The 25589-nt window shown below is 63.6% G+C and carries 28 protein-coding genes, 1 tRNA gene and 1 pseudogene; 9 read left to right on the top strand and 21 right to left on the bottom strand.

Annotated features, from left to right (window positions below):
• Window positions 1–63 precede the first annotated feature (63 nt).
• Window positions 64–990 (top strand): DMT family transporter, encoded by a 927-nt coding sequence (locus E4487_RS08715; protein WP_037047315.1) that lies wholly within the window; start codon window positions 64–66, stop codon window positions 988–990.
• On the opposite strand, the gene E4487_RS08710 is transcribed toward E4487_RS08715, so the two are convergent.
• Together E4487_RS08710 and E4487_RS08705 are read right to left on the bottom strand one after the other, a co-directional pair.
• Window positions 950–1672 (bottom strand): tRNA-uridine aminocarboxypropyltransferase, encoded by a 723-nt coding sequence (locus E4487_RS08710; RefSeq protein ID WP_037047313.1) that lies wholly within the window; start codon window positions 1670–1672, stop codon window positions 950–952. The two genes, E4487_RS08715 and E4487_RS08710, sit on opposite strands and share 41 nt — an antisense overlap.
• 60 nt (window positions 1673–1732) lie before the next feature.
• A complete protein-coding gene (locus E4487_RS08705; protein ID WP_175253147.1) occupies window positions 1733–3430 on the bottom strand; it encodes an OmpP1/FadL family transporter in 1698 nt (565 codons plus the stop codon).
• 285 nt (window positions 3431–3715) lie between these two features.
• On the opposite strand from E4487_RS08705, the gene E4487_RS08700 reads away from it, so the two are divergent.
• Window positions 3716–4117, top strand: coding sequence for a quorum-sensing-regulated virulence factor family protein (locus E4487_RS08700; RefSeq protein WP_037047310.1), 402 nt, complete (start codon window positions 3716–3718; stop codon window positions 4115–4117).
• Window positions 4118–4130: 13 nt separating this feature from the next.
• On the opposite strand, the gene E4487_RS08695 is transcribed toward E4487_RS08700, so the two are convergent.
• Window positions 4131–4325, bottom strand: a complete 195-nt coding sequence (locus E4487_RS08695; protein ID WP_037047308.1) for a hypothetical protein — start codon at window positions 4323–4325, stop codon at window positions 4131–4133.
• Between the two features lie 360 nt (window positions 4326–4685).
• On the opposite strand from E4487_RS08695, the gene E4487_RS08690 reads away from it, so the two are divergent.
• Window positions 4686–6089, top strand: coding sequence for an MBL fold metallo-hydrolase RNA specificity domain-containing protein (locus tag E4487_RS08690; protein WP_175253146.1), 1404 nt, complete (start codon window positions 4686–4688; stop codon window positions 6087–6089).
• 82 nt (window positions 6090–6171) lie between these two features.
• Window positions 6172–7251, top strand: a complete 1080-nt coding sequence (locus tag E4487_RS08685) for an LOG family protein (RefSeq protein WP_037047305.1) — start codon at window positions 6172–6174, stop codon at window positions 7249–7251.
• A gap of 72 nt (window positions 7252–7323) precedes the next feature.
• Here the strand turns inward: E4487_RS08685 and nadA are convergent, their stop codons facing one another.
• From nadA to aspS, 16 genes are all read right to left on the bottom strand, one after another.
• Complete coding sequence (gene nadA, locus E4487_RS08680; protein WP_037047304.1) at window positions 7324–8382, bottom strand: quinolinate synthase NadA; 1059 nt, start codon at window positions 8380–8382, stop codon at window positions 7324–7326.
• A 141-nt stretch (window positions 8383–8523) separates the two neighbouring features.
• A tRNA-Lys gene (locus tag E4487_RS08675) sits at window positions 8524–8599 on the bottom strand.
• Window positions 8600–8657: 58 nt separating this feature from the next.
• Window positions 8658–9332 (bottom strand): 7-cyano-7-deazaguanine synthase QueC, encoded by a 675-nt coding sequence (gene queC / locus E4487_RS08670; protein WP_037047302.1) that lies wholly within the window; start codon window positions 9330–9332, stop codon window positions 8658–8660.
• 2 nt (window positions 9333–9334) lie between these two features.
• On the bottom strand, window positions 9335–9982 hold the full coding sequence (gene queE / locus E4487_RS08665) for a 7-carboxy-7-deazaguanine synthase QueE (RefSeq protein ID WP_037047300.1): 648 nt from the start codon (window positions 9980–9982) through the stop codon (window positions 9335–9337).
• Between the two features lie 221 nt (window positions 9983–10203).
• Window positions 10204–11013: a tol-pal system protein YbgF gene (gene ybgF, locus E4487_RS08660; protein WP_134677357.1), complete on the bottom strand. Its 810-nt coding sequence runs from the start codon at window positions 11011–11013 to the stop codon at window positions 10204–10206.
• A 6-nt stretch (window positions 11014–11019) separates the two neighbouring features.
• Entirely contained in the window at window positions 11020–11517 is a 498-nt protein-coding gene (gene pal, locus E4487_RS08655) for a peptidoglycan-associated lipoprotein Pal (RefSeq protein WP_037047296.1), read from the bottom strand.
• Between the two features lie 55 nt (window positions 11518–11572).
• Window positions 11573–12871 carry a Tol-Pal system beta propeller repeat protein TolB gene (gene tolB / locus E4487_RS08650; RefSeq protein WP_150608567.1) on the bottom strand — a complete coding sequence of 433 codons (1299 nt, stop codon included), beginning with the start codon at window positions 12869–12871 and terminating at the stop codon, window positions 11573–11575.
• A gap of 5 nt (window positions 12872–12876) precedes the next feature.
• Window positions 12877–13830: a cell envelope integrity protein TolA gene (tolA, locus tag E4487_RS08645; RefSeq protein ID WP_134677355.1), complete on the bottom strand. Its 954-nt coding sequence runs from the start codon at window positions 13828–13830 to the stop codon at window positions 12877–12879.
• Entirely contained in the window at window positions 13830–14282 is a 453-nt protein-coding gene (gene tolR, locus E4487_RS08640) for a protein TolR (protein ID WP_037047288.1), read from the bottom strand. Before tolR ends, tolA begins: the two co-directional genes overlap by 1 nt.
• Before the next feature lie 15 nt (window positions 14283–14297).
• On the bottom strand, window positions 14298–14993 hold the full coding sequence (gene tolQ, locus E4487_RS08635) for a protein TolQ (RefSeq protein ID WP_037047286.1): 696 nt from the start codon (window positions 14991–14993) through the stop codon (window positions 14298–14300).
• Between the two features lie 20 nt (window positions 14994–15013).
• Window positions 15014–15448: a tol-pal system-associated acyl-CoA thioesterase gene (gene ybgC, locus E4487_RS08630; RefSeq protein ID WP_037047284.1), complete on the bottom strand. Its 435-nt coding sequence runs from the start codon at window positions 15446–15448 to the stop codon at window positions 15014–15016.
• Between the two features lie 53 nt (window positions 15449–15501).
• The gene (gene ruvB, locus E4487_RS08625; protein ID WP_175253145.1) at window positions 15502–16554 is read right to left on the bottom strand and encodes a Holliday junction branch migration DNA helicase RuvB; all 1053 of its coding nucleotides are present in this window, start codon (window positions 16552–16554) and stop codon (window positions 15502–15504) included.
• A gap of 84 nt (window positions 16555–16638) precedes the next feature.
• On the bottom strand, window positions 16639–17244 hold the full coding sequence (gene ruvA / locus E4487_RS08620) for a Holliday junction branch migration protein RuvA (RefSeq protein ID WP_175253144.1): 606 nt from the start codon (window positions 17242–17244) through the stop codon (window positions 16639–16641).
• Between the two features lie 18 nt (window positions 17245–17262).
• Entirely contained in the window at window positions 17263–17787 is a 525-nt protein-coding gene (gene ruvC / locus E4487_RS08615; RefSeq protein WP_175253143.1) for a crossover junction endodeoxyribonuclease RuvC, read from the bottom strand.
• Window positions 17788–17936: 149 nt separating this feature from the next.
• Window positions 17937–18686, bottom strand: a complete 750-nt coding sequence (locus tag E4487_RS08610) for a YebC/PmpR family DNA-binding transcriptional regulator (RefSeq protein ID WP_047592698.1) — start codon at window positions 18684–18686, stop codon at window positions 17937–17939.
• Window positions 18687–18855: 169 nt separating this feature from the next.
• Complete coding sequence (gene aspS, locus E4487_RS08605) at window positions 18856–20631, bottom strand: aspartate--tRNA ligase (protein ID WP_175253142.1); 1776 nt, start codon at window positions 20629–20631, stop codon at window positions 18856–18858.
• Between the two features lie 192 nt (window positions 20632–20823).
• On the opposite strand from aspS, the gene E4487_RS08600 reads away from it, so the two are divergent.
• The 5 genes and pseudogenes from E4487_RS08600 (at window position 20824) to E4487_RS08585 (ending at window position 24694) form a co-directional block, all read left to right on the top strand.
• Window positions 20824–21942: an HD domain-containing phosphohydrolase gene (locus tag E4487_RS08600; RefSeq protein ID WP_175253141.1), complete on the top strand. Its 1119-nt coding sequence runs from the start codon at window positions 20824–20826 to the stop codon at window positions 21940–21942.
• Between the two features lie 339 nt (window positions 21943–22281).
• A complete protein-coding gene (locus E4487_RS08595; protein WP_037047267.1) occupies window positions 22282–22752 on the top strand; it encodes a Dps family protein in 471 nt (156 codons plus the stop codon).
• A gap of 95 nt (window positions 22753–22847) precedes the next feature.
• Window positions 22848–23915, top strand: a complete 1068-nt coding sequence (locus E4487_RS08590) for a GGDEF domain-containing protein (protein WP_175253140.1) — start codon at window positions 22848–22850, stop codon at window positions 23913–23915.
• A gap of 173 nt (window positions 23916–24088) precedes the next feature.
• Window positions 24089–24394: pseudogene (locus tag E4487_RS24675) on the top strand (cold shock domain-containing protein membrane protein); the annotation flags it as partial.
• 99 nt (window positions 24395–24493) lie between these two features.
• Complete coding sequence (locus E4487_RS08585; protein ID WP_230622853.1) at window positions 24494–24694, top strand: cold shock domain-containing protein; 201 nt, start codon at window positions 24494–24496, stop codon at window positions 24692–24694.
• Window positions 24695–24734: 40 nt separating this feature from the next.
• Here the strand turns inward: E4487_RS08585 and E4487_RS08580 are convergent, their stop codons facing one another.
• Together E4487_RS08580 and E4487_RS08575 are read right to left on the bottom strand one after the other, a co-directional pair.
• Window positions 24735–24941 carry a SlyX family protein gene (locus E4487_RS08580; RefSeq protein ID WP_037047258.1) on the bottom strand — a complete coding sequence of 69 codons (207 nt, stop codon included), beginning with the start codon at window positions 24939–24941 and terminating at the stop codon, window positions 24735–24737.
• A complete protein-coding gene (locus E4487_RS08575; protein ID WP_175253139.1) occupies window positions 24938–25369 on the bottom strand; it encodes an HIT domain-containing protein in 432 nt (143 codons plus the stop codon). The genes E4487_RS08580 and E4487_RS08575 overlap by 4 nt, the downstream gene beginning before the upstream one ends.
• Between the last annotated feature and the right edge of the window lie 220 nt (window positions 25370–25589).

Raw genomic sequence — 25589 nt, 5'->3', positions numbered from 1 at the left:
GACGGGGTGGTCAAGTTCAATGCTTTGCGGCAGGATGCGCAGCTTTCCTGCCGAGAAGCTCCGATGCGAAGCCAAGCCCTGCGCGCCGACCTGTTGATGCTGATTACCGCGATGATCTGGGGCAGCGCCTTCGTCGCCCAGCGACTGGGCATGGATAACATCGGCCCCTTCCTTTATACCGGCCTGCGCTTCGCCCTCGCCTGCCTGGCCCTGCTCCCGGTACTGATGCTGCTGCAACGCCGCCAGAAGCGCCCCGCCGCCCCCTTGAATCGCAACCTGCTGCTGGGGGGCATCGTCATGGGCCTGGCGCTGTCGCTGGGCATCAACCTGCAGCAGGTCGGCCTGCTGTTCACCACGGTGACCAACTCCGGCTTCATCACCGGGCTCTACGTGATCGTGGTGCCGATTCTCGGTCTGCTGATCGGCCAGCGCAGCAGCGCCGGTATCTGGCTGGGTGCCAGCCTCGCCGTGGTCGGCATGTTCCTGCTCAGCGTCGGCGAGGGCTTCACCGTGGCCTCCGGCGACTGGCTGCAACTGGCCGGCGCCTTCGTCTGGGGTATTCACGTGCTGCTGGTGGGCTTCTTCGCCAGCCGCCATGACCCGTTGCGCCTGGCGCTGATCCAGTTCATCACCTGCGCGGTGATCAGCCTGCTGCTGGCCCTGGTGTTCGAGACGGCCACGCTGGACGGCATCCTCGCGGCCGCCCCGGCCATCGTCTATGGCGGTTTGTTCGGCGTCGCGGTGGGCTTCACCTTGCAGGTGGTCGCGCAGCAACATGCGATCGCCTCGCATGCGGCGATCATCCTGTCCCTCGAGGCGGTGTTCGCCGCCATCGCCGGCGCCCTGCTGCTGGGCGAGATGCTGGCGCCACGCGGTTACCTGGGTTGTGCCCTGATGTTCGGCGGCATGCTGCTGGCCCAGTTGTGGCCGAAGCCGCTGCCGGCCGCGCTCAGCGATAGCCCTGCAGGCGCTGATGCAACGCGTCGTTGAGGTCGAGCGGCAAGCGCCGCTTGGCCGCCAGGTAGTGCTGACTGAAGGCATCCAGGTAATCGTCCAGGGCCTCGCCCGCGCGCGAGTCGCCTGCCAGCTCCAGGCACATGGCCGCCACTTCGGCGGTGCACAGGTGCTCGCCGCGCGTGGAGCGACGCAGGCGATAGCGTGACAGCTGCGCCGGGGTCAGGCTGAGCACCGGCAACGCGTCCAGGTAGGGGCTCTTGCGGAACATCTTGCGGGCTTCGGTCCAGGTGGCATCGAGCAGCACGAACAACGGCCGCTTGCCGGGCGTCAGCTGCACCTCCTCCACCACACGCTGCGGCGCCACGTACTCGCCGGGGAAGACCAGGTAAGGCTGCCATTGCGGGTCGGCGAGCAGCGCGAGCAGCGCCGGGTCCACTGCCGTGCGCGTCCAGCCGAAGGCATGGGTTTCGGGCACCACGTCGGCGATCAGCCAGCCCGTGTTGCTCGGTTTGAGCGCCTCGATGTCATGCATCACCAGGCACATGGCGGCATTCGCCTGCACCTGCGGACGCCAGGCGCACAGGCAGTAGTCCGGCTGCACACGGCAATGCGGGCAACGCTCGGCACGGGAACCGCGCGCGACGAAAGGTTTCAGGCTGCGTGCCAGGCGTTCTGCACGCAGACGGGCAACGGCATGTGGGGCGGGATGGCTCATGAAGGCGACAACGGCGAAAGGGGGCGCAAGTCTAGCACCCCCATCCGCCGCCCAGGCGCCTCAGAAGCGGTGGTTCAACGCCAGGCCGATGAAGTGGATGCGCGTTTCATACTCGCCACGGAAGTTGCCGCCGTTGCCGGTGCAGCGCACTCCGCTGTCCTGATACAGGCCTCCGCCCCCCGGTGCCCAGCCGGCCGGGGAGCAGCCGTCCTGGTAATCCATCTTGCCGCTGGAGAACTGCACGTAGCTGTAGGCCAGGTCCACCGAGGTATCGGGGGTCATCTTGTAGTTGGCACCAAGCGACAGCCAGTAGCGATCCGCATCGGGGAACGCCGGGTGGCGCAGCTGCGGCGAGTTGACGGGCGAACGGTCGTAAGCGACCCCGCTACGCAGGAGCAGGTCGTCGCTGTACTGATAGTTCATGCCCAGAGAGATCTTGTAGGTGTCCTTCCAGTCCTGCTCGACGTTCAGATCCCCCTCGGTGACGCCATTGAAATAGGGATAGCCGGCCACCTGCTCGATGCCGATGCGCACCTCGTCCAGTCGCGAATGACGGGTGAAGGTCAGGTCCGCCATCAACGCCACCCTGGCGTTGAGCTGATGAAAGACATTGAAGGAGAGCATTTCCGGAGTATCGATCCTGGTCTTGGCCCTGGAATTCGGGTGCAGCCTCGTCTCCGCGAAGTCGCCCGCATTCACCCAGTTGCCTTCGTCGAACAGCTGCTGAAGCGCCTCTGCAGGCGGAACGTAGATGTTGAAGATGGGGATAGTGAATCCACCTGCCAGCGACGTATCCGGGGAGGGAACGCCCCCTTGCACATCGGCAAAACTCCATTTGGTCTCACCTTCCAGGGTGTGCTTGATGTTGGAGCGATAGGACACCCCGAAGCGCGTCGACTCGGTGGGCTCCCACAGGTAGCCGATGTTCCAGCCGAAGCCCCAGTCGTCGCCCTTGACGCGAAAGTAGCCATCGCCCTGGACGTTGTCGGCGAAGTTGCCGGCCACGCAGTCGACGAAGCCATCCCGGTCGGCCACGCCGTTGCACGAGCGGATTTCCTCGGGGACGGGAACACCGGCGATGCCTCCGACTATAGGCCCCAGAATGGGGCTGGCGGCATTACGGGTGTCCTGGTAGTTGGCGTCGACGAACTGCCCCGCCAGTTGCCTCGACGCCCCCTTGACGTCCGCCGCACCGCGCTGGATCGACTTGATGTACTGCGCCGACACGCCGAAGCCGATGCTGTGATGCTCGTTGAAGCGAAAGCCGATGCTCGGGTTGAACGTCACCGTTTCCAGACTGGCCGACTGGATGGCGTAGCGCCCGGCCCAGTCCTCCTTGTAGTCCAGCTTGGCGCCGAACGGCGTGAAGATGCCCAGGCCGATCGTGACCCGGTCATTGATCTCATGAGAGATGTAGAAATTGGGCGCGGCGGCAGCCTCCGGGAGAAACTCGCCCGCATCCCCCGATAGCGGATTGCCGAACACGTCCGTGCTGCCCTTGTCCTCGTAGTCACCATCGGGCAGCAGGATGGTCAGGCCGGACGTCACCTGCGTACCCTTGAGTCGGGTCAGGCCCGCCGGGTTGTAGAAAATGGTCGAAGGATCGGCCGCCTCGGCGCCATTGGCATGCGCGGAACCCTGCGCCGCCACCGACTGCGAACCAAAGTGATAACCGGATGCCTGTACCTGCGTAACGGGCGAAACCAGTAGACTGCCGACCATCACATGCGATGGCCAACGCCGATAGAGTCTTGTCATTGTTATTCTCCTGCACGCTGCTTGAACACCCAGCAGCCAACGCCTCATTCGCGACAGACTTCAGGCAGGTCTGCGCAGGCGGCGTCCGACTGCAACGCGGCTCAAGGTTGAGACGTGCAGGTTTGGCCGATGATCCCCGGCCTTTGGTCGTGATGGCGGAAGACAGCGTTTGGCCAGCATGTGGCCGTCGGTAACACCGCTGGCAAAGAGGCCAGTGGCCATTTCGCGAACATTCGTGCGGGGGCCCTGTCCAACCCTCGTCCATGCTTTCAGGAGTCACACCCCATGTTGCGTTACATCCTTCCCGCTCTCGCGCTCAGCCTGATGCTGCCGACCGCCCAGGCCGCTTCGCTGAAGGAAATGGAATTGACTCGGACACTGGAACAGGTCGCCCGACAGAGCAGCGAAGGCACGCCACGCGCGATCAACGAGGACATTCTCGACCAGGGCTATACGGTGGAAGGGCACACGCTGATCAACCATCTCAGCGTGCGTCCGGCGCATGCCGCGCAGATGCGTGGCAACCCGGACACCGTTCGCTCGCAACTGGCGGCGAGCGTCTGCCGCAACCCGGGCTATCGCAAGCTGCTGGCCGATGGCGCGCAGCTGCGCTACCAGTTCAGCGAATACCGCAGCAACCGCCCTGTGACCGTCGAGGTCTTCGACAAGAGCGACTGCGGTATCTGAGCGAACGCCTCGCTCAGCCCCTCTCCGCTCGGCGCTGCGCGTCATCCGCGCGCAGCTCGGCGAGCAGTGCCTCCATGTAGCGCGAGCGACGCACACCGCCCTCCAGGCGCCGCAAGCATTCGTCTTCTAGGCTCAGTTGGTTGGTGCGTGCTGCCTGCTGCAGCATGTCGTAGAGCTCCGCCTCGACCTGCAGAATCAAACTGGGCATACCTGCCCCTCCCTTCCTGTTCACCTCACAGCAGACTCGACGCCGGCAGCGAGGTTCCCCTTCCCTGCCCTGGTCGCTTGCAGATGGCGCGCCTGTAGTCGCCAGGACACGCCGGGCGGAGTTGCCCGCACCCGGCGCGGGCGTCGCTGCGCAGCAGCCGCACAGATGAATCGGCCCCGCATCCAACAAGTAAATCAGACGACCGAACGCAGCCCGGCCACTCGGACGAACGGCAGCGCTGCGGGATGACTATGCTGAGTGAAGGTAGCGCTGCACGCCCGGACGTCGGCTGATCTGCGTCAACCCTCACCACGCGCAGAGCCGGCAGACTCGAGCCATCACCACGACAAGGATAGAACCATGGCCCTGCTCACCTTCATCGGCGCGATCCAGCAAGTCACCGGCTCCTGCTACCTCGTGGAAAGCCGCGACGGCGTCAGGGTGCTGCTCGAATGCGGCATGCATCAGGGCCGCCGCCAGGAGCAGGAACAGAACCACAGCCGCTTTCCGTTCGACCCGAGCAGCCTGGATGCCGTGGTCATCTCCCACGCCCACCTCGATCACAGCGGCCTGCTTCCGCGCCTGGTGGCGGAGGGTTACCGCGGCCCGATCCACGCCACCGAAGCCAGCTGCGAGCTGCTCGAGCTGATGCTGCTGGACGCCGCCTTCCTCCAGGAAAAGGACGCCGAGTGGGAAAACCGCTGGCGGGCGCGCCAGGGCAAGCCTGCCGTTCAACCGCTGTACACCCAGGCCAACGCGGAGCAGGCGCTCAGCCAGCGGCGACCGCATGCCTACGGCGAAGCGGTCGAGGTCGCCAAGGGCATAACGGTGACCTTTCACAATGCCGGCCACATTCTCGGCTCGGCGATCGTCGAGATGCAGGTGGAGGATCATCACCTGCAGCGCCACCTGGTGTTCTCCGGCGACCTGGGCAACACCTGCTCGCCGCTGATGCAGGCACCTGCGCACCTGAACCGGGCGGACGTGTTGCTGATGGAGTCGACCTACGGCGACCGTGACCACCGCTGCAGCGAGGACACCCTGGAAGAGCTGGCCGCGATCCTGCAGCAGGCACACAACGAAGGGGGCAACGTCCTGATTCCGTCGTTCGCGGTCGGCCGCACCCAGGACCTGATCTACTACCTCGGGCGCTTCTACCAGGAAGGCCGCCTGCCGCAGCAGGCGGTGTTCCTCGACAGCCCCATGGCCATTCGCGCCAACGCCATCTACAGCCGCTTCCACGACCAGTTCGCCGCCCCGGACCGGGCGGCACTGGCGGCCAAGGGGGTGAAACGCATCGAGGACTGGCTGCCCGTGCTGCGCTGCACGCCAACGGCCGAGGAATCGATGGCGATCAACCGGATCAAGAGCGGCGCGATCATCATCGCCGGTGCCGGCATGTGCAATGGCGGGCGCATCGTCCATCACTTCAAGCACAACCTCTGGCGCGAGAACTGTCACCTGATCTTCCCCGGCTTCCAGGCCAAGGGCACGCTCGGCCGCCTGATCGTGGAGGGCGCCGAGACGGTCAAGGTGCTGCACCAGCGCATCGCGGTGAAAGCCAAAGTACATACCCTCGGCGGCTTCTCCGCCCACGCCGGTCAGTCGCAGCTGCTCGACTGGGCCAGCCAGTTCGAGCACCACCCGGAGCTGTACCTGGTGCACGGTGAACTGGAGAAGATGCAGGCGCTGCAGCAAGCCCTGCGCGAACGGCTGAACTGGATCGCCAACATTCCCGAACCCGGCGAGCAGATCGCCCTGTAGCACCGACAGCGAAACGCCAACGTGGCTGTGGCAAGCTGTGGGCATGTGAACCGGGAACCCGCCGGACCAGAGGAGAACCTGCATGCCTTATGAACCGGATGACTATCTGTCGCGTCACGTCCAGACCAGCGAAGTCGACCTGAGCAGCAGGGTCGACGAACTGGTGGCACTAGCCGCGCCAGGCAACAGCCCCAACCTGCCGCTGTACCGGGAGATGTTCACCACCGTGATCCACATGGCCCAGGCGGACCGCAACCGCTGGGATGCCAAGATCATGCTGCAGACGCTGCGCGAGATGGAGCATGCCTTCGGCGTGCTGGAGCAACTGAAGAGGCGCCGCAAGGTCACGGTATTCGGCTCGGCACGCACCCCTGCCGATCATCCGCTGTATCAGCAGGCTCGCGAACTGGGCGCCTTGCTGGCGCGACGCGACCTGATGGTGATCACCGGCGCAGGTGGCGGCATCATGGCGGCGGCACACGAAGGTGCCGGTAGCGAGAACAGCCTGGGCTTCAACATCACCCTGCCCTTCGAGCAGACGGCCAATGCCACGGTGCGCGGCAGCCACCAGTTGCTGTCGTTCCACTTCTTCTTCCTGCGCAAGCTGTTCTTCGTCAAGGAGGCGGACGGCCTGGTCCTCTGCCCGGGCGGCTTCGGCACGCTCGACGAAGCCCTGGAAGTGCTGACGCTGATCCAGACCGGCAAGAGCCCACTGGTCCCCGTGGTGCTGCTCGACCAGCCGGGGGGCAGCTACTGGAAAGACGCGCTGGGCTTCATTCGCCGCCAGCTCGAAGGCAACGGCTACATCCTGCCCACGGATCTGAACCTGCTGCACCTAGTCCACAGCGCCGAGGAAGCGGTGGATGAGATCGCGCGGTTCTACCGCAACTTCCACTCCAGCCGCTGGCTGAAGGAGCGCTTCGTGATTCGCCTCAACCACCCGCTGAGTGACGCGGCACTGGCGCAGCTGCACGACAGTTTCGCCGGGCTGTACAAGGAAGGCGGCTTCGTCCAGCAGCCGTACTGCGAGCAGGAGCGCGACGAGCCGGAACTCTGCCACCTGACTCGTCTGGCCTTCGCCTTCAACGGCCGGGACTACGGCCGCTTGCGTGCGCTGCTGGACTTCGTCAACGAGCCGGCGAACTGGGCATCACGCCCGTAGCGCGGATGCAATCCGGGTGACACACAGCAAAAAGCCCAGCACTGGCTGGGCTTTTTCGTTGGCAGCACAGGCTCAGGCGTTGCCTGCCACCTTCATGCGCGCCGCCTGGGTGAAATCGAGCATGCGCTTGAGCGGCTTGATCGCCTTGGGAATCAGCGCCGGGTCGACCTGAATCTCCCCGGAGCCTTCGCGCAGCCCGGTCAGCACACGCTCCAGGGTGTTCATCGCCATCCACGGACAATGCGCGCAGCTGCGGCAGGCCGCGCCATTGCCGGCCGTGGGCGCCTCGATGAAGGTCTTGTCGGGGCACAGCTGCTGCATCTTGTAGAAGATGCCACGGTCGGTGGCGACGATGAAAGTGGAGTTCGGCAGGGTCTGCGCGGCCTTGATCAGCTGACTGGTGGAACCCACCGCATCGGCCAGCTCGACCACGTTCTGCGGCGATTCGGGGTGCACCAGGATGGCGGCATCCGGGTACAGCGCCTTCATGTCCAGCAACTGCTTGGACTTGAATTCCTCGTGGACGATACAGGCACCGTCCCAGAGCAGCATGTCGGCGCCGGTTTCGCGCTGGATGTAGTTGCCCAGGTGCTTGTCCGGCGCCCAGATGATGGTCTCGCCGTTGTCCATCAGGCTCTCGACGATTTCCAGCGCGCAGCTGGAGGTCACCACCCAGTCGGCACGCGCCTTCACCGCCGCCGACGTGTTGGCGTAGACCACCACGGTGCGCTCCGGGTGCTGGTCGCAGAACGCGCTGAACTCGTCTACCGGGCAACCCAGGTCGAGCGAGCAGGTCGCCTCCAGCGTCGGCATCAGCACGCGTTTTTCCGGATTGAGGATCTTCGCCGTCTCGCCCATGAACTTGACCCCGGCCACCACCACGGTCTGCGCCGGATGCTGATTGCCGAAACGGGCCATCTCCAGCGAGTCGGAGACGCAGCCACCGGTCTCCTCAGCCAGCGCCTGGATCACCGGGTCGCAGTAGTAGTGCGCCACCAGTACGGCGTTCTGCTTCTTCAGCTCGGCGGCGATCTCACGGCGATAGAAGGCCTCCTCTTCGGCCGTCAGCGGCTTGGGCTGCTTGGCATCGAGGTGGGCCTGAACCAGAAGGCGTTCGGAAATCTGCGACATATCTCAAACCTGTGGCGCTCGTACGCGAGCCGCGAGTATACACCCTGCTCTGCGCAGCTACTGCCACACTCAGGACACGGACCTGGCCGGGGGCTTTTTCAGGGCAAAAAAAAGCCAGTCTTGCGACTGGCTTTTGCGATTTGGTGGGTCGTGTAGGATTCGAACCTACGACCAATTGGTTAAAAGCCAACTGCTCTACCAACTGAGCTAACGACCCAACGCGAGGCGCATGATACTGATTTAATTCAGGAAATCAACACTCTGCGAAAAATTTTTCAGAAATAGCGGGTAGCGTCGGGCACACCGGCCGCAACGAAACCGGCCGCACGCAGCCGGCAGCTGTCGCACTTGCCGCAGGCGCGGCCGTCGTCATCGGCCTGGTAACAGGACACGGTCAGCGCATAATCCACACCCAGGCGCATGCCGGCCTGGATGATTTCGCCCTTGCTCATCTGCTGCAGCGGAGCGCGAATGCTGAAGCCCTGCCCCTCTACGCCGGCCTTGGTGGCCAGGTTGGCCATGCGCTCGAAGGCCTCGACGAACTCGGGCCGGCAATCGGGATAGCCGGAATAGTCCACGGCGTTGACGCCGATGAAGATGTCGCGTGCTCCGAGCACCTCGGCCCAGCCCAGGGCGAGCGCCAGGAACACCGTGTTGCGCGCCGGCACGTAGGTCGCCGGGATGCCCTCGGTCGGTGATTCGGGCACGGCGATGCTGCTGTCCGTCAGGGCCGAACCGCCGATGCCGTTGAGATTGAGGCCGATGACCTTGTGCTCGACGACGCCGAGCTGCTGCGCCACGCGCTCGGCCGCCTGCAGCTCGGCGCGATGGCGTTGCCCATAGTCGAAACTCATGCTGTAGCAGCTGTAGCCCTCGGCCTTGGCCATGGCCACCACCGTGGCCGAATCCAGGCCGCCGGAGAGAAGAATTACCGCGTTCTTGTCACTCATGCTCAATGTCCCGGCTCGTCGTTCCAGAGAATCTTGTGCAGCTGCAGCTGCAGGCGTACCGGCAGGTTGTCCGTCACTATCCAGTCAGCCAGCGCACGCGCATCGACCTGCTTGTGGCTGGGCGAGAACAGCACCTCGCCGGCACGCGCCGCCAGGTCGTGCTGGATCAGCCTGGATACCGCCCAGTCGTAGTCCTCGCGCGAGCAGATGACGAACTTGACCTGATCGTTGCGCGTCAGCCATTCGATGTTCTCGTAGCGATTGCGCTGCACCTCGGCCGAACCCGGGGTCTTCAGGTCGAGCACCTTGCTCACCCGTGGATCGACGGCCGAGACATCGAGCGCGCCGCTGGTCTCCAGCGACACCTCGTAGCCGGCGTCACAGAGTTGCTGCAGCAGCGGCAGGCAGTTGGGCTGGGCCAGCGGTTCACCTCCGGTGACGCAGACATAACGCGGTTTGTAGGCCGCGACCTGGGCGAGGATGCTGTCCAGGCTGACGACTTCGCCGCCACTGAAGGCATAGGCGGTGTCGCAGTACTGACAGCGCAGGGGGCAGCCGGTCAGGCGTACGAATACCGTCGGCAGGCCGGCGGTACGCGTCTCGCCCTGCAGCGAGTAGAAAATCTCGGTGATGCGCAGGGTTGCTTGCATAAATAGCCACGGGCGTGATGACGAAACAGGCCATCCGCCTCCGTTGCGGGAAAGACGATGGATACAGGCAGTAAAGCCCGATCCGGCAATGGCGCCAGCGCAGGAACATCAGCCGAGCTGAAACCCCGCGCGCGACGCGCCGCGCATTCTAAAGGAAGTCGCTCGCGCAGATAAGCAAAACCCGCGACAAGCGCGGGTTCCTGGCCAAGCGATGGTGCACCTTACAGACGCTGCAGGTCGCGCTGCGCCAGTTGTGCGGCAGAGCTGCCCGGATACTGGGCGATCACCTGCTGGAGAATGCCCCGCGCCTTGTCGTTGTTACCCAGGCGACGCTCGACATCGGCCAGCTTGAACAGCGAATCCGGCACCTTGGAATGGCTGGGGTAGGCCTGGCTGACCTTGGCGAAGGCCTTGCCGGCAGCCTGCAGGTCACCCTTGGCCAGGTTCACTTCACCCAGCCAGTACTGCGCGTTGCCGGCGTACTGGCTGTTGGGGTAACGATTGAGGAACGCAGTGAATGCCTGCGACGCCTTGTCGAAGTCCTTGGCCTTGATCAGGTCGAAGGCGGCGTCGTAGTAGAGCTTTTCCTTGGCCGGATCGGCCGCCTCGGCGCTGCCCTGCTGCTGAGCGGCAGGCGGCGTCGGGGTGTCGTTGGCGTTCACCGCGCCATCGGCAGAATTCTGTGCGGGAGTACCACCGGCAGCGGCGCCGGAGGAAAGGCGTTGATCCAGATCCTGGTAACGCTCCAGGCCTTCCCGTTTGAGGCGCTGGATTTCATTCTGCTGTTCTTCCAGCATGCCACGCAGCTGGGCGATCTCCTGCTGCATCTGCTGCAGCTGATTGAACAGCATGCCCTGCGCCGATACCTGGGCACCTGCCCCGGTACCGGCGGAGGCGCCGGCCGTACCATAACCCGCCGGAGGATAGCTGCTGCCTTGCATGGAGCTGCTTTCCAGCACGGGAACTTCCGCCATTGCCACGAGTGGCAAGGCGAGCGTCAGAACGGTCAGAGTACGGCGGCACTTAAGCATGGCAAATTACTTGCGCAGCTCTACGCGACGGTTCTGAGCCCAGGATTGCTCGTCGTTGCCAGTGGCAACCGGACGCTCTTCACCGTAGGAAACCAGCTCCAGCTGAGCCGGGGAAACGCCCTGCAGAACCAGGTAGCGCTGAACGGCCTTGGCGCGACGCTCGCCCAGAGCCATGTTGTACTCGCGGGTACCGCGCTCGTCAGCGTGGCCTTCCAGAACGACGCGGTTGCCGTTGGCTTTCAGGTCCTTGGCGTGTACGTCCAGAGCGCGCATGGCTTCGGCTTTCAGGTCGGAGCTGTCGTACTCGAAGTAGAAGGTGGTGATAGCGCGCAGGGCCGCTTCTTCGCTCAGGCTGCCGTCGACAGCACCGGTGTTGGCGCCGTAGCCGGCGTTCGGGTCTACTGCGCCTTCGCCAGCAGCGTCACCGCCTTTGGAGGAGCAACCTACAGCAACGGCGAGAGCCAGGGACAGCGCAGCGAACTTACCGAATTTCAGCATTTCCATCATGTAACTCCTAATGAACCCCAGTTGTGTTAAGCAAGATTGGTGAAGCGCCGCATCAGTTCAGGTAAGGGGACCAAGAAGGCTCTCGAACTTCGCCTTGAGCGGTAGGAAGAGGGAGCCTCACGCGTCCATTGGTGGACGCCAACATCAAGACTCCCCGGCCCTGCTGGCGGGTGGCGTAGATTAGCATGGCGCCATTTGGCGCAACAGTGGGCGACTCATCCAAACTTGTGTCGGAGAGTATGCGCAGACGGTTGGTTTCAAGGTCCTGGGCGGCGACCTTGAACACGGTGAAACCGTCTTGGCGATGAATCATAACCAGCGTCTTCTCGTCAGCCGACAATTTCGGGTTGGCGTTGTAGTTACCGACGAAGGTGACTCGTTCTACCGCACCGGAATTGATGTTGGTTTTATAGATCTGCGGCTTACCCGCACGATCCGAGGTGAAGTACAGGGTCTGACCGTCCTTGCCCCAGAAAGGTTCGGTATCGATGGCATAATGATTCGTCACGCGGCGAATCTGCCGGCTACCCATGTCCATCACGTAGATTTCCGGGTTGCCATCCTTGGACAGCACGAACGCCAGGCGCGCACCGTCCGGCGACCAGGCCGGAGCACCATTGAGGCCTTCGAAGTTGGTGATCTGCTCGCGGCGACCGGTATCGATGTGCTGCACGAAGATGCGCGGACGACGCTGTTCGAACGACACATAGGCGATACGACGACCGTCGGGGGCGAAGGACGGCGACAGGATCGGCTCACGCGATTGCAGCAGGGTCACCGCGCGCGCACCGTCATAGTCGGAGCGCTGCAGGGTGTAGCGGGTGTTGTTGGTGCCCATGCGCTCGGCAGTGACGTAGAGCAGGCGGGTCGAGAACGCACCCTTGACGCCGGTGAGCTTCTCGAACGACTGGTCGGCGATGTAGTGCGCCATGTCGCGCAGTTGATCGGTACCACCGCCGACGTTACCGGTCACCACCTGTTGTTCGGTGTTGACGTTGAACAGCGCGTACTGCACCTGCAGGCGTCCACCGTTGGGCACGATGTTGCCGACCAGCACGTACTGCGCGCCGAGGGCCTTCCAGTCGCGGTAGATGACTTCACTGGCCTGGGTCGGCAGGCTGATCATGTTCTGCCGCGGAATCGGCTCGAAGTAACCGGAGTTGCGCAGGTCGTTGCCGATGATCTCGGCCATGTCCTGGGGCAGCACGTTGCCGCCCTGCCAACCGAACGGGACGACGGCGATCGGCGTGGCGCGGTCGGCGCCATGCGAGATCACCAGCGGGTCGGCTGCCTGGACGCTGCCGGCCAGCATGACCAGCCCCAGCAGGGCGATACGAATCAGGGTATTCACAGAGCTCAATCCTCCGGTTTGAAAATGACGCGGCGCTGCCTGTACAGACGATCGAAGGTAGCGCGATCCAATTGTTGCATCTCGGGAATACGACCAACGTTACGCACGGCGGCCACCGCCGAACTGTCGAAGGCGGCATCGCCGCTGGAGCGCGATACGCTGGCATTGGTGACGGTGCCATCGGGCAGCATCTGGATCAGCAGTTCGACACTCATACCGCGACGCGCCGACATCGGACGCTGCCAGTTCTCGGTAATCAGCTTGATGATCAGATCGTCGAGGTTGCCCGCGACCTGGTCACCATGGGTTTCGGCCAGCGCCTGCTGGTTCTGCACGTTGTCGGAAAGCAGCTCGGCCAGCGCCGCTGCCTTCTGCTCCTCGGCAGCCTTGCGCTTGGCATCCTCGGCCGCTTTCTTCTTCGCGTCCTCGGCTGCCTTCTTCTTCGCTGCCTCGGCAGCAGCGGCCTTCTTCTTGGCCTCCTCTGCCGCTTTTTTCTTGGCCTCTTCAGCCGCCTTCTTCTTCGCTTCTTCCTCGGCGCGTTTCTTGGCGATATCCGCCTGGCGCTTCTGCTCGGCGGCTTTCTCGGCCTCGGCCTTCTTCGCAGCTTCGGCCTTGGCCGCCTCAGCTTTGGCCTGCTCGGCCTGCTTTTGTTCCTCAGCCTTCTTGGCTGCGGCGACTTTCTGCTCCTCGGCTTTCTTCTGCTCCAGACGCTCCGTCTCGAACTGCGGCGCCGAGGTCTTCTGCGCCTCGCCCGCCACCTTCTGCGTGGTCTGGGTGGTGGCCTGGCTCTGCGACTTCAGCTGATACAGCGTAGCCTGCACCACCGGACGCGCCGGCGGCAGCTCCGGGCTGAAGGCGAAGCTGACGAACAGCATGGCGAACATCAGGACGTGCAGACCCACGGCCCAGACGATGGGCCAGAAGTAGCTTTCCGATTGCGAACGCTCGGTTTGCTGCATCAGGGGGCCTCGGTAATCAATCCGACGTTACCGACGTCGGCCTGTTGCAGACCGCCCATGGCCGCCATCACGGTGCCGTAGTCCACCGCCTTGTCACCGCGCACGAAGACCTGCACCTGCTTACCCTGGCGACGGTTCTCGGCAATGATCGCCGTGACGGCCTGGGTCATCTGCTCGAGCGTGGAGGCGCGCTCCTGCTCGGTGTCGACGTCCACTTCGCTACCCATGTTCCAGTAGTAGGTCTTGTCGGCCTTGATGGAGATGGTCAGCACCTGGGCGTCGTTGTCCTGCGGCAGCACTTCGCTGCTGACCTTCGGCAGGTCGACCTTGACACCCTGGTTGAGCATCGGTGCAGTCACCATGAAGATGACCAGCAGCACCAACATCACGTCGATGTAGGGCACCACGTTCATCTCGGCGACCGGTTTGCGTCTGTTGCGAATTCTCGCCATGGCTGAAACCTGCCCTTAGTCTTCCGAGGTGTGCACTTTGCGGTGCAGGATGGCCTGGAACTCGTCGGCGAAGGTGTAGTAGCGGCCGATCAGCATCTCGCCGCGCGCCGAGAAACGGTTGTAGGCGATGACCGCAGGGATCGCGGCGAACAGGCCGATGGCCGTGGCGATCAGTGCCTCGGCGATACCCGGAGCGACGGTGGCCAGGGTGGCCTGCTGCACCTGGGCCAGGCCACGGAAGGAGTTCATGATGCCCCATACGGTACCGAACAGGCCGATGTAGGGGCTGGTGGAACCGACGGTGGCGAGGAACGGCAGCGCGGTTTCCAGCTTCTCCTCCTCACGCGAGATGGCCACGCGCATGGCGCGCGAAACGCCATCCATCACGGCGTCCGGGTCGACACCCTGCTGCTGACGCAGGCGCGAGAACTCCTTGAAGCCGGCGCGGAAGATCTGCTCCAGGCCCGAGTCCGGGTCCGGATTGCTGCCCGCCTGGCGATAGAGCTTGGACAGGTCGATGCCGGACCAGAAGCGATCCTCGAAGTTGTCCAGCGCACGCTTGGCGGCACGCAGGGCACTGCTGCGCTGGAAGATCATGACCCAGGAAATGACCGAGGCGGCCACCAGGGTAAGCATCACCAGCTGGACCACCAGGCTGGCATTGCTGATCAGACTCCACATCGACATATGGTCAACGGCGTTAGCTTCCACGCTTACTCTCCTGCTGCAATTTAAGTCCGCGCCTGCGTCCCGGCGAACGCGTGTCGCAGGGTTTCGGGGATGGCCCGGGGTTTCAAGTTGTCGGCGCGCACACAGGCCACCAGAAACTGCCCTTCGCAGAGCAGCGCATCATCCGCAGCCCGCCTGACCTGTTGACGAAAACGCAGGCTGGCACGGTTCAATTCGATCACATCGGCGCTGATCAGCAGCTCGTCATCCAGTCGGGCCGGGGCGTGGTAACGCGCCTCGGCCGAATGCACGACGAACAACAGGCCCTCACCGGCCAGCGTCGACTGGGCATAACCCAGCTCACGCAGGCGCTCGGTGCGAGCCCGCTCCATGAATTTGAGGTAGTTGACGTAGTAGACGATACCGCCGGCGTCGGTGTCTTCGTAATAGACCCGACAGCGGTGGCTGAACGGCTGCACTCCGTTTGGCGCGCGCATACTCTATTCCTCGGCCTTTCGCTTGCCAATCCGGCCTGGTAACAATTTTTTCGTCATTCGTCGTCCGCCGCGAACAGGTCGGTGGCAGGCGGCTCGGCCTGGCGTGACGAAGTGTTGAGACCGAAGTGCTGGTAGGCATGCCGTGTCACCACACGCCCGCGCGGGGTACGCATCATGTAGCCCTGCTGGATGAGATAGGGCTCGAGCACATCCTCGATGGTGTGGCGTTCCTCGCCGATGGCTGCCGCCAGGCTGTCTAGCCCGACCGGGCCGCCGTCGAACTTCTCGATCATCGCCAGCAGCAGGCGACGGTCGGAGTGATCGAAGCCACGTTCGTCGACATCCAGCAGGTTCAGCGCCTGGTCGGCGATCAGCTGGGAGATCTGCCCGGAGCCGCGCACTTCGGCGAAGTCACGCACCCGGCGCAGCAGGCGGTTGGCGATGCGAGGCGTGCCCCGCGCGCGGCGGGCGATCTCGTAGGCACCCTTGGCTTCGATGGGCAGCCCCAGGATACCGGCGGAGCGCGAGACGATGGTGGCCAGGTCGTCGACGCCGTAGAACTCCAGGCGCTGGACGATACCGAAGCGGTCACGCAACGGGTTGGTCAGCATGCCGGCACGGGTCGTGGCGCCGACCAGGGTGAACGGTGGCAGATCCAGCTTGATCGAACGTGCGGCCGGGCCCTCGCCGATCATGATGTCGAGCTGGAAATCCTCCATGGCCGGATACAGCACTTCCTCGACCACCGGTGAAAGACGGTGAATCTCGTCGATGAACAGCACATCGCCGCTTTCCAGGTTGGTCAGCAGCGCCGCCAGATCACCCGGACGCTCCAGCACCGGGCCCGAGGTGCTCTTGATCGAACTGCCCATCTCCTGAGCGATGATGTTGGCCAGGGTGGTCTTGCCCAGGCCGGGCGGACCGAAGATCAGGGTATGGTCGAGCGCTTCCGCCCGCCCCCGCGCGGCCTGGATGAACAAGGCCATCTGCTCGCGCACGACGGGCTGCCCGGTGTAGTCGGCCAGGCGCAGCGGCCGAATGGCGCGGTCCTGCTGCTCTTCACGCTCGCGCGGGCTGGAGGTGATCAGGCGATCGGCTTCGATCATCGAGGTGTTCCACTAAGAGTCCATTGAATTGCGGTGCAGCGTTTTCCACCGGAAAACCGGTGGATGAAAACGGCGTCATCCAGCCTACGCCATGCCGCGCAGTGCGCGTCGGATCAAATCTTCGCTGCTCATGCCATCCTCCTTGACGGCGGCAACCGCTCGACTGGCTTCCTGCGGCTTGTAACCGAGGGAAATCAGCGCGCTGACCGCATCGTTCTCCGCGCTTGAGACTGCCTGGGCCAGTTGAGGTTCCACCACCAGGGGCGCAATGGCAGGGATCGACTCCCAGGCCTTGAAGCGATCCTTGAGCTCCACCAGCAGGCGCTCGGCAGTCTTCTTGCCAACGCCGGGAACCTTGGTCAACGCCGCCGTGTCCTGCGCTTGCACACAGCGCACCAACTCGTCGACCTCCAGCCCCGACATCAGCGCCAGCGCCAGCTTGGGGCCGACGCCATTGAGGCGAATCAACTCGCGGAACAGCTCGCGATCACGCTTTTCATAGAAACCGTAGAGCAGATGCGCATCCTCACGCACCATCAGATGCGTGTGCAGGGTCACCGTCTCACCCTGCGCCGGCAGACGATAAAGGGTCGTCATCGGTACTTCCAGTTCGTAACCGACGCCATTCACATCCAGAAGCAAATGCGGCGGCTGTTTCTCCGCCAGGGTGCCGCGCAAACGTCCGATCACCAGAGATTCCTTAACAGGTTATAAACGAAGACGACCGCCGCGCCGCTTGGCGCTGGCCAGCCCATGGGGAATGAGACTTTGCCGGTGGTGGGCATGGCACAAGGCAATGCCCAGGGCATCGGAGGCGTCGATCTGCGGTTTCTGCACCAGTTTGAGCAGGTGCATGACCATCATCTGCACCTGCTGCTTGTCGGCAGCCCCGCTGCCGACCACGGCCTGCTTGACCTGGGTGGCGGTGTACTCGCTGATCTCCAGCCCCGCTTCGGCGGCCGCGACGATGGCCGCACCGCGCGCCTGACCGAGTTTGAGCGCCGAGTCGGCGTTACGCGCCATGAACACCTGCTCGATGCCCATGGTCATGGGCCCGTAGGTGGCGATGACCTCGCTGACGCCACGAAAGACGATCTGCAGGCGCTCGGCCAGCGCCCCGTTGCCGGTACGGATGCAGCCGGAAGCCACGTATTCGCATCCCCGTCCGGTGTCGCGTATCACGCCATAGCCGGTGATGCGCGAGCCGGGGTCGATGCCAAGGATCAGGGTCATGTCAGCAACTGTCTATTTATCCAGTTCGCGAGTATACGACGCGACCCCGGCGCCGTCATCCGCCGGCCCCGTGAAAAGCCGATGGCCCGACAAAAAAGCCGGAAACGCTGTGCACGCTTCCGGCTTTCTGACCAGCACGAACGGGCAGCTCAGCCAAGCTGCTCCATGATCTCGTCCGCGACCTCGGCGTTGTGGTAGACGTTCTGCACGTCGTCCAGGTCTTCGAGCATGTCGATCAGCTTGAAGACCTTCTGCGCGGTCTCCAGGTCATCGATCGGCGCGCTGATCGAGGGAATCATGGCGATTTCCGCCTCTTCACCCTTGAAGCCCGCCGCCGCCAGCGCCTCGATCACGGCATGGAACTCGCTGAAGCTGGTCGACACCAGCGCGGCGCCCTCCTCGCCCATTTCCACGTCATCGGCGCCGGCCTCGAGCGCGGCTTCCATCAGTTCATCCTCGTCCACACCCGCAGCGAAGCTGATCTGGCCCTTGCGCTCGAACATGTAGGCCACGGACCCGTCGGTGCCGAGGTTGCCACCGCACTTGCTGAAGGCATGACGGACTTCAGCGGCGGTCCGGTTGCGGTTGTCGGTCATCACCTCGACGATGATCGCCACGCCACTGGGCGCGTAGCCCTCGTAGCTGAACTCGACGACGTTGTCGGCTTCGTTGTTGCCGGCACCACGGGCGATGGCACGGTCGATGACATCACGCGACATGTTGTTGGTCAGCGCCTTGTCCACGGCCAGGCGCAGACGCGGGTTATCGGCAGGAATCGGGCCACCGTGCTTGGCGGCCACGGTCAGCTCGCGAATCAGCTTGGTGAAGATCTTGCCGCGCTTGGCGTCCTGACGCCCCTTGCGGTGCTTGATGTTGGCCCATTTGGAATGACCAGCCATAACTCACTCCATCTTTTTCAAAACAAACTACAACCGGCACAAGCCGAGATGAGAGCCGTCGCGAGCGCAGGTCAGGCAAGGCGGGAAGAGGTGAGAAAGCGCAGTTTGCTGAAGCAAATGAGCATTTCGAACCTCTTTCCAACGCAGCATGACCAAGCGCAGCAGGTTATCACTCGGCTTTGGGTTGCTCGCGCAGGCGGATGTGTAGCTCGCGCAGCGACTTGGCGTCCACCAGCCCCGGCGCCTGGGTCATGACGCAGGCCGCGCTCTGGGTTTTCGGGAAGGCGATCACTTCGCGGATCGACTGTGCACCGGTCATCAGCATCACCAGGCGATCCAGGCCGAAGGCCAGGCCACCGTGGGGCGGCGCGCCGAACTTCAGCGCATCGAGGAGGAAGCCGAACTTCTCTTCCTGCTCCGCTTCGCTGATGCCCAGCACCTCGAAGACGGCCTGCTGCATCTTCTTGTCGTGGATACGGATCGAACCGCCACCCAGCTCGGTACCGTTGAGCACCATGTCATAGGCGCGCGACAGCGCGGCGCCCGGGTTGGCCTTGAGCTCTTCCGGGCTGCACTTGGGCGAGGTGAACGGGTGGTGCATGGCGGTCAGGCTGCCATCGTCGTTTTCCTCGAACATCGGGAAGTCGACGACCCACAGCGGCGCCCACTCGCAGGTCAGCAGGTTCAGGTCGTGCCCCAGCTTGATGCGCAGCGCGCCCAGTGCCTCGGAGACGATCTTGGCCTTGTCGGCGCCGAAGAACACGATATCGCCGTCGACGGCACCGACGCGATCGAGGATCACGTTGATGTTGTCCAGCGGGATGTTCTTGACGATCGGCGACTGCAGACCTTCGACACCCGCGGCACGCTCGTTGACCTTGATGTAGGCCAGGCCCTTGGCGCCGTAGATGCCGACGAACTTGGTGTAGTCGTCGATCTGCTTGCGCGGCATGCTCGCCCCGCCCGGTACGCGCAGCGCGGTGACGCGGCACTTCGGATCGTTGGCCGGGCCGGCGAAGACCTTGAATTCGACGTCCTTGAGCTGGTCCTCGACATCCACCAGCTCCATCGGGATGCGCAGGTCCGGCTTGTCCGAGCCGAAGCGACGCATGGCCTCGGCCAGGGTCATGTGCGGCAGCGTGTCGAACTCGACGTTCAGCACTTCCTTGAACAGGTTGCGCACCATGGTCTCGGTGATGTCCATGATGTCTTTTTCATCGAGGAAGCTGGTCTCGATGTCGATCTGGGTGAATTCCGGCTGACGGTCGGCACGCAGGTCTTCGTCGCGGAAGCACTTGGCGATCTGGTAGTAACGGTCGAAGCCAGCGACCATCAGCAGCTGCTTGAACAGCTGCGGCGACTGCGGCAGGGCGAAGAAGCTGCCGGCGTGGGTGCGGCTCGGCACCAGGTAGTCGCGAGCGCCTTCCGGCGTGGCGCGGGTCAGGATCGGCGTTTCCACGTCGAGGAAGCCGTTGTCATCGAGGTAACGACGGATGCTCGAGGTGATGCGCGAACGCAGCTTGAGCTTCTCGGCCATTTCCGGACGACGCAGGTCGATGAAGCGGTAGCGCAGGCGGGTTTCCTCGCCCACGTCGGTGTACTCGTTGAGCGGGAACGGCGGGGTTTCCGCTTCGTTGAGGACCTCCAGCTCGTAACCCAGCACCTCGATGGCGCCACTGGCCATGTTGGCGTTGCGCGCGCCTTCCGGACGCAGACGCACCTTGCCGGTGATCTTCACCACGTATTCGCTGCGCACGCGGTCGGCCTTGGCGAAGGTCTCGGCACGATCCGGATCGAACACCACCTGGGCCAGGCCTTCACGGTCACGGATATCGAGGAAGATCACCCCGCCATGGTCGCGACGACGGTGTACCCAGCCGCAAAGGGTGATTTCCTGGCCATCCAGGCTCTCGTTCAACTGGCCGCAATAGTGGCTGCGCATCATGATCGTGTTTCGCTTCTCTAAGGTCTGGGATAGGTCAGGCAGCCCCCAACGCCTTGGGCAGGAGCCACATCGCGGCGAACGTCCACGCCGCGCTTCGATAAAGAGCGGGATTATATAGCGTAAATCGCCGAGACGCAGCCGCCCGGCAAGAGCCTTCTATAATGAACGGGGCCGCCACCGTGGAGAATCGCCATGGCCACGCCCCACTACACCGATTTGTCCAGCGACCTGCTGGAAGACTTCCGGCTCGACGCGGCGGAGCAGTTCCCGCGTTGCGAGCAGCTGCTGATCGAGCTGGAGCAGGCACCGAGGAGCACGGAGCGTCTGCGCGAGCTGTTTCGCCTGATACATACGCTCAAGGGCAATCTCGGTTACGTCGACCTCAACCAGCTGATGCCATTGCCGCAGGCGATGGAAGACGTGCTCGACGCCCTGCGTTCGGGGCGCCTGAGCTTCGACAGCCTGCTGGGCGACATCCTCCTGCTCTGCCTCGATCACCTGCGCGCCCTGGTGGACCAGGCACTCGGCGGAGCGGACGCGCCCCTGAGCGCGGCCCAGCTCGATACGCTGTGTCAGGCCCTGCACGCCCTGGCCATGGCGCCCGCCGGGCAACAGACCGAGGTGCGCCGCGAGCTGTTGCTGCACATGGACCCGAGCACCCGCCTGCAAGCGCCCGAGGCAGCCGAACCCAGCCAGACCGAAGCGCTGCTGGTTCGCCACGGCATCGCCATCCACCCCGACCTGCAGTTCTTCTGCGCCCTCACCGAGGCCGCCGAGCAACGTTCCAGCTACTGGCAGGGACGCAACCTGCGCCTGCTCGAACTGGCACTCAGCATGAACGCGGCCGGCGCCAACGCGGAACGTCCCGAGCAACTGGCAGCCGCCGTGTGCCTGCATGACCTCGGCATGGCCTTCCTGCCCTTGGATCTGCTGCACAAGCAAAGCCACTTCAGCCGCGAGGAGCGGCGCCTGATGCAAGGCCACCCGCGCCTGGCCAGCGAACTGCTCAAGCGCATGCCCGACTGGGCTGCGGCCATGGAGATCGTTCTGCAGCACCAGGAACATGCGGACGGCAGCGGCTACCCCAAGGGGCTGCGGGAAATGGAGATCACCCCAGGCGCACTGATCCTGCATATCGTCGACACCTTCGATGCACGCACCCACGAACGCGCGCACCAGACCCTGAGCAAGCGTCCGCTACTGCGCGCCATTCTCGAGATCAACAACCTCGCCGGCCAGCAGTTCAGCCGTCACTGGGTGGAGGTGTTCAATCGCACGCTGCAACAGCGCCCCGGCCTGGCGCACCCCTGATCGCCGGGGCAGGGCCATAGCGCTGTTCACATGGGAAGTGGTCGGACGCGATCAGCCCCCTCGCGCCTTTGGGGAGAGGGGGAAACCGGCCGTTTTGCGGCAGTTTCAGCCCTCTCCCCCAGCTCCTCTCCCATGAATGGGCGAGGGGAGCCAAAAATGAACAGCATCAGGCGCAGAACCAGGCCATTTGGTCATAAGAAATGAACTGTGCGCGCTCGATAGCTTCTAAACATCGCTTTCATTGACAGAAGCCAAGATTATTCTCGGATCCTGCATGTTAGGCTCGTCCCAACATTGCGGAACAGACTTCCCCAGGCCCACCTGATAAGGAGAAAGATCATGGAAATCAACATCGGAATCGCTGAACAGGATCGCGCCGCCATCGCCGAAGGCCTCTCGCGCCTGCTGGCCGACACCTACACCCTGTACCTGAAGACCCACAACTTTCACTGGAACGTCACAGGCCCGATGTTCAACACCCTGCACCTGATGTTCGAGGGGCAGTACACCGAACTGGCCCTGGCAGTGGATGCGATCGCCGAGCGTATTCGCGCACTGGGCTTCCCGGCCCCTGGCACCTATGCCGCCTACGCCCGCCTCTCCTCGATCAAGGAAGAGGAAGGCGTTCCCAGCGCGCAAGAGATGATCAAGCTGCTGGTACAGGGCCAGGAAGCAGTCGTACGCACCGCACGCAACATCTTCCCGCTGCTGGACAAGGTCAGCGACGAACCCACCGCCGACCTGCTGACCCAGCGCATGCAGGTGCACGAGAAAACCGCCTGGATGCTGCGCAGCCTGCTGGCTGCCTGACACTCCTGAGGCCCGGTAATCCGGGCCTTTTCATTAGGCACGCCGCCTCGCTCTGATCTATGCTCTGGCCAATCGCCAATGAGTTCCCGCGCCCCATGAGTCAACCAAGCAGACCGCCAAGCATCATCGAGCTGTATCCGGAGGAAACCCGCAAGGCGGCTTCGCTGCTGAAGCAGGCCGTACCCCTGATGATGCGCCACGACATACCGCCGAACCCGGTGCACTATGCGCTGTGGTACACCTACAGCCGGGGCAGCGAACCGGAACTCAATCGGCGCATGGACAAGGCGGTGGAAGACTTCGATGTCTTCCCGACGGAGACCGCAAGCCGGCTGTTCCGCGACTACATCATCCGCGGCGAGCTGGAAGAGGCACGTGCCGGCCAGCAGCAGGTGATCGAACTGGTCGATGACATCGAAGACGATGTCTCGCACAGCGTCATCGGCAGCCAGCACTACCAGCAGAGCCTGAGCCAGGGCCTCAGCGCCCTGCAGGAACCGATCATCGACGACCTGCCCAGCGTCCTCAACGACCTGCAGGAAAGCACCCAGCTGATGCAGGATCAGCAGGAGAAATTCCTCTATCGCCTGCGCGCCGCGCAACAGGAGATCACCCATCTGCGTGGCCAGCTGGAGCGCGCGCACATGGCCGCGACACTGGACAGCCTGACACGCGTCTTCAACCGCCACGCCTTCACCCGCCTGCTGGAGCGCGCCCTCGCGGAGTCCCAGCAGGGCCTGGCGCTGGTGATCCTGGATATCGATCACTTCAAGCAGTTCAACGACCAGTACGGCCACCCGCTCGGCGACCGGGTGTTGCAGCATGTCGGCCAACTCCTGCGCGACCTGCTGCCTCCCGGCGCCTTTGCGGCGCGCTACGGTGGCGAGGAGTTCTGCGTGGTACTGCGCGACTGCAAGGGTTTCAGCGAAGTGATCGAGTTCGCCGAACAGCTGCGCAACAAGATCCAGTCGCTGCGCATCAAGGTCAGGCGCACCGACCAGGTCCTGGACAGCATCACCGCGTCGTTCGGCTGCGCGATGGCCGAGGAGGAAGACGACTTCGAGTCGCTGCTGACCCGAGCGGACGATGCGCTCTATCAAGCCAAGCGCAGCGGCCGCAACCAGGTCCACCCCGCCAAGGGCGAAACAATGCTAAGCGCTTGATTTGAGAAGCCCCCGCCTTTGCTGTTAAATAGGACGGCACGCCGCATTATCACCCTGCGGCGGCGCCGACCTTGCTCCACAGGCGCCCAGGATGACCGTTCGACTGGCCATCCACAGCGTGCGCTCCCTCCGCAATACCTTGAGTCATCATTCAATCAGTGAGTTCGTCCAACATGTTGAAGATTGCCCATTTCGTGACAGGGTTTGCCGCCCTGCTGCTGTCTGCCGTCCCCGGCTTTTCCAGTGCGTTCCTCGCCACACCCGATGCCATCTATTTGACCCTGATCGGCCTGCTCAACCTGCTTGCCGCAGCGCAACAGAACACGCCTGCCCCGCGCCAGCAACTGGCCAACCTGTCATCGGCACTGCTGGTCCTGGCGGCCGTGGTGCAGAGCCTGATCCTGCTCGCCCCGCTACCCAACATCGGCGGCCAGCCGGCGATCTGGCTGCCGCTGCTGACCATCGGCATCGCGGTAGCCTTCCAACTGACCGCCCAGCTGAACCCGCAACCGCGTGACAGCCAGCCACGCGCCGTCGCACAGCACAGCGCCAGCCAGGAAGACCGCGAGACCGGCACGGTGAAGTGGTTCAACACCTCCAAGGGCTTTGGCTTCATCTCCCGCGATTCGGGTGAGGATATCTTCGTGCACTTTCGCGCCATTCGCGGTGAAGGCCACCGCGTCCTGATCGAAGGCCAGCGCGTGGAGTTCTCGGTGATGCAGCGCGACAAAGGCCTGCAGGCAGAAGATGTGATCGCCGCAGCACCCTCACGGCGCTGAAGACGACAAGAAAAAGCCCGGGAAACCGGGCTTTTTCATATCAGTAGTGCGGTGGCGGCGCTTCGTCCTCGGCAATGCCGACCTGGCCGTTCAACTCCTCCTGGCGACGCGCCAGCGCTGTCAATTGCAGCTGCATGCGCTCGATGCGCCTGTTCTGCTCGACCAGCTCGTCGCTCAGCGCCTGGATGGTGTCGTCCTGGAAGGCCAAACGACTTTCCAGCTCCATGATTCTGGCTTCCAGGCTCATACCAGGCCTCCGGCAAACTGGAAGTCCTCGGTCAACACCAGACGCAACTTGTCGATGATCTGGCGTATCTGCGCGTCCTCGTAAGGCCTGGCCGGCTGTCGCCCCCAGACGGGTGCTGGCCACGCTGCGTCATCACGCCGCCGCACGATGACGTGCATGTGCAGCTGACTGACCACGTTACCCAGCGTCGCCACATTCATCTTGTCGGCGGCGAAGGTATCCTTGAGGGTCTCGGCCAGCAACGAAGTCTCCTGCCACAACTGACGCTGATCGGCGCCATCAAGCTGAAAGATCTCGCTGACCTCTTCACGCCGGGGCACGAGAATGAACCAGGGGTAGCTGGCGTCGTTCATCAACAGCAAGCGACAGAGAGGAAAGTCTCCGACCAGCAGGCAGTCCTGCTGAAGACGTGAATCCAGGGTGAACATGATGTTTTCCTCCTTTACCCGACCTTATCAAGCTTAGCGCCAGCCACACCCGGCGCGATGGCGCGCAGCATACGCAGGGTCGCGCGACAATTCACCCGCCACCGTCGCACCAGTACAAGGCACGTCACAGGCACCCGCACCGTCGGCGTGCACCATTTTGTTTCCTCCCGTAATACCTCGCCTCAAGCGTTACCGCGACGCCTCACCACAGTGCACCCTT

Origin of the sequence: Pseudomonas sp. BMW13 (assembly GCF_013357275.1) — a bacterium.
Taxonomy (GTDB): Bacteria; Pseudomonadota; Gammaproteobacteria; order Pseudomonadales; family Pseudomonadaceae; genus Aquipseudomonas; species Aquipseudomonas khazarica.
The sequence above is the reverse complement of the archived record's forward strand: the minus strand, read 5'-3'. Positions and strand labels throughout refer to the sequence as shown.

Coding starts and splice junctions, on each gene's coding strand:
- E4487_RS08600 (WP_175253141.1), top strand. CDS start 20,824: ATGGCCACGCCCCACTACACCGATTTGTCCAGCGACCTGCTGGAAGAC.
- E4487_RS08575 (WP_175253139.1), bottom strand. CDS start 25,369: ATGTTCACCCTGGATTCACGTCTTCAGCAGGACTGCCTGCTGGTCGGA.
- E4487_RS08595 (WP_037047267.1), top strand. CDS start 22,282: ATGGAAATCAACATCGGAATCGCTGAACAGGATCGCGCCGCCATCGCC.
- E4487_RS08705 (WP_175253147.1), bottom strand. CDS start 3,430: ATGACAAGACTCTATCGGCGTTGGCCATCGCATGTGATGGTCGGCAGT.
- tolA (WP_134677355.1), bottom strand. CDS start 13,830: ATGCAGCAAACCGAGCGTTCGCAATCGGAAAGCTACTTCTGGCCCATC.
- E4487_RS08590 (WP_175253140.1), top strand. CDS start 22,848: ATGAGTCAACCAAGCAGACCGCCAAGCATCATCGAGCTGTATCCGGAG.
- queE (WP_037047300.1), bottom strand. CDS start 9,982: ATGCAAGCAACCCTGCGCATCACCGAGATTTTCTACTCGCTGCAGGGC.
- E4487_RS08700 (WP_037047310.1), top strand. CDS start 3,716: ATGTTGCGTTACATCCTTCCCGCTCTCGCGCTCAGCCTGATGCTGCCG.
- E4487_RS08690 (WP_175253146.1), top strand. CDS start 4,686: ATGGCCCTGCTCACCTTCATCGGCGCGATCCAGCAAGTCACCGGCTCC.
- pal (WP_037047296.1), bottom strand. CDS start 11,517: ATGGAAATGCTGAAATTCGGTAAGTTCGCTGCGCTGTCCCTGGCTCTC.
- queC (WP_037047302.1), bottom strand. CDS start 9,332: ATGAGTGACAAGAACGCGGTAATTCTTCTCTCCGGCGGCCTGGATTCG.
- tolR (WP_037047288.1), bottom strand. CDS start 14,282: ATGGCGAGAATTCGCAACAGACGCAAACCGGTCGCCGAGATGAACGTG.
- E4487_RS08710 (WP_037047313.1), bottom strand. CDS start 1,672: ATGAGCCATCCCGCCCCACATGCCGTTGCCCGTCTGCGTGCAGAACGC.
- ybgF (WP_134677357.1), bottom strand. CDS start 11,013: ATGCTTAAGTGCCGCCGTACTCTGACCGTTCTGACGCTCGCCTTGCCA.
- nadA (WP_037047304.1), bottom strand. CDS start 8,382: ATGTCGCAGATTTCCGAACGCCTTCTGGTTCAGGCCCACCTCGATGCC.
- E4487_RS08715 (WP_037047315.1), top strand. CDS start 64: ATGCGAAGCCAAGCCCTGCGCGCCGACCTGTTGATGCTGATTACCGCG.
- E4487_RS08685 (WP_037047305.1), top strand. CDS start 6,172: ATGCCTTATGAACCGGATGACTATCTGTCGCGTCACGTCCAGACCAGC.
- E4487_RS08580 (WP_037047258.1), bottom strand. CDS start 24,941: ATGAGCCTGGAAGCCAGAATCATGGAGCTGGAAAGTCGTTTGGCCTTC.
- E4487_RS08695 (WP_037047308.1), bottom strand. CDS start 4,325: ATGCCCAGTTTGATTCTGCAGGTCGAGGCGGAGCTCTACGACATGCTG.
- E4487_RS08610 (WP_047592698.1), bottom strand. CDS start 18,686: ATGGCTGGTCATTCCAAATGGGCCAACATCAAGCACCGCAAGGGGCGT.
- ruvC (WP_175253143.1), bottom strand. CDS start 17,787: ATGACCCTGATCCTTGGCATCGACCCCGGCTCGCGCATCACCGGCTAT.
- ybgC (WP_037047284.1), bottom strand. CDS start 15,448: ATGCGCGCGCCAAACGGAGTGCAGCCGTTCAGCCACCGCTGTCGGGTC.
- ruvB (WP_175253145.1), bottom strand. CDS start 16,554: ATGATCGAAGCCGATCGCCTGATCACCTCCAGCCCGCGCGAGCGTGAA.
- aspS (WP_175253142.1), bottom strand. CDS start 20,631: ATGATGCGCAGCCACTATTGCGGCCAGTTGAACGAGAGCCTGGATGGC.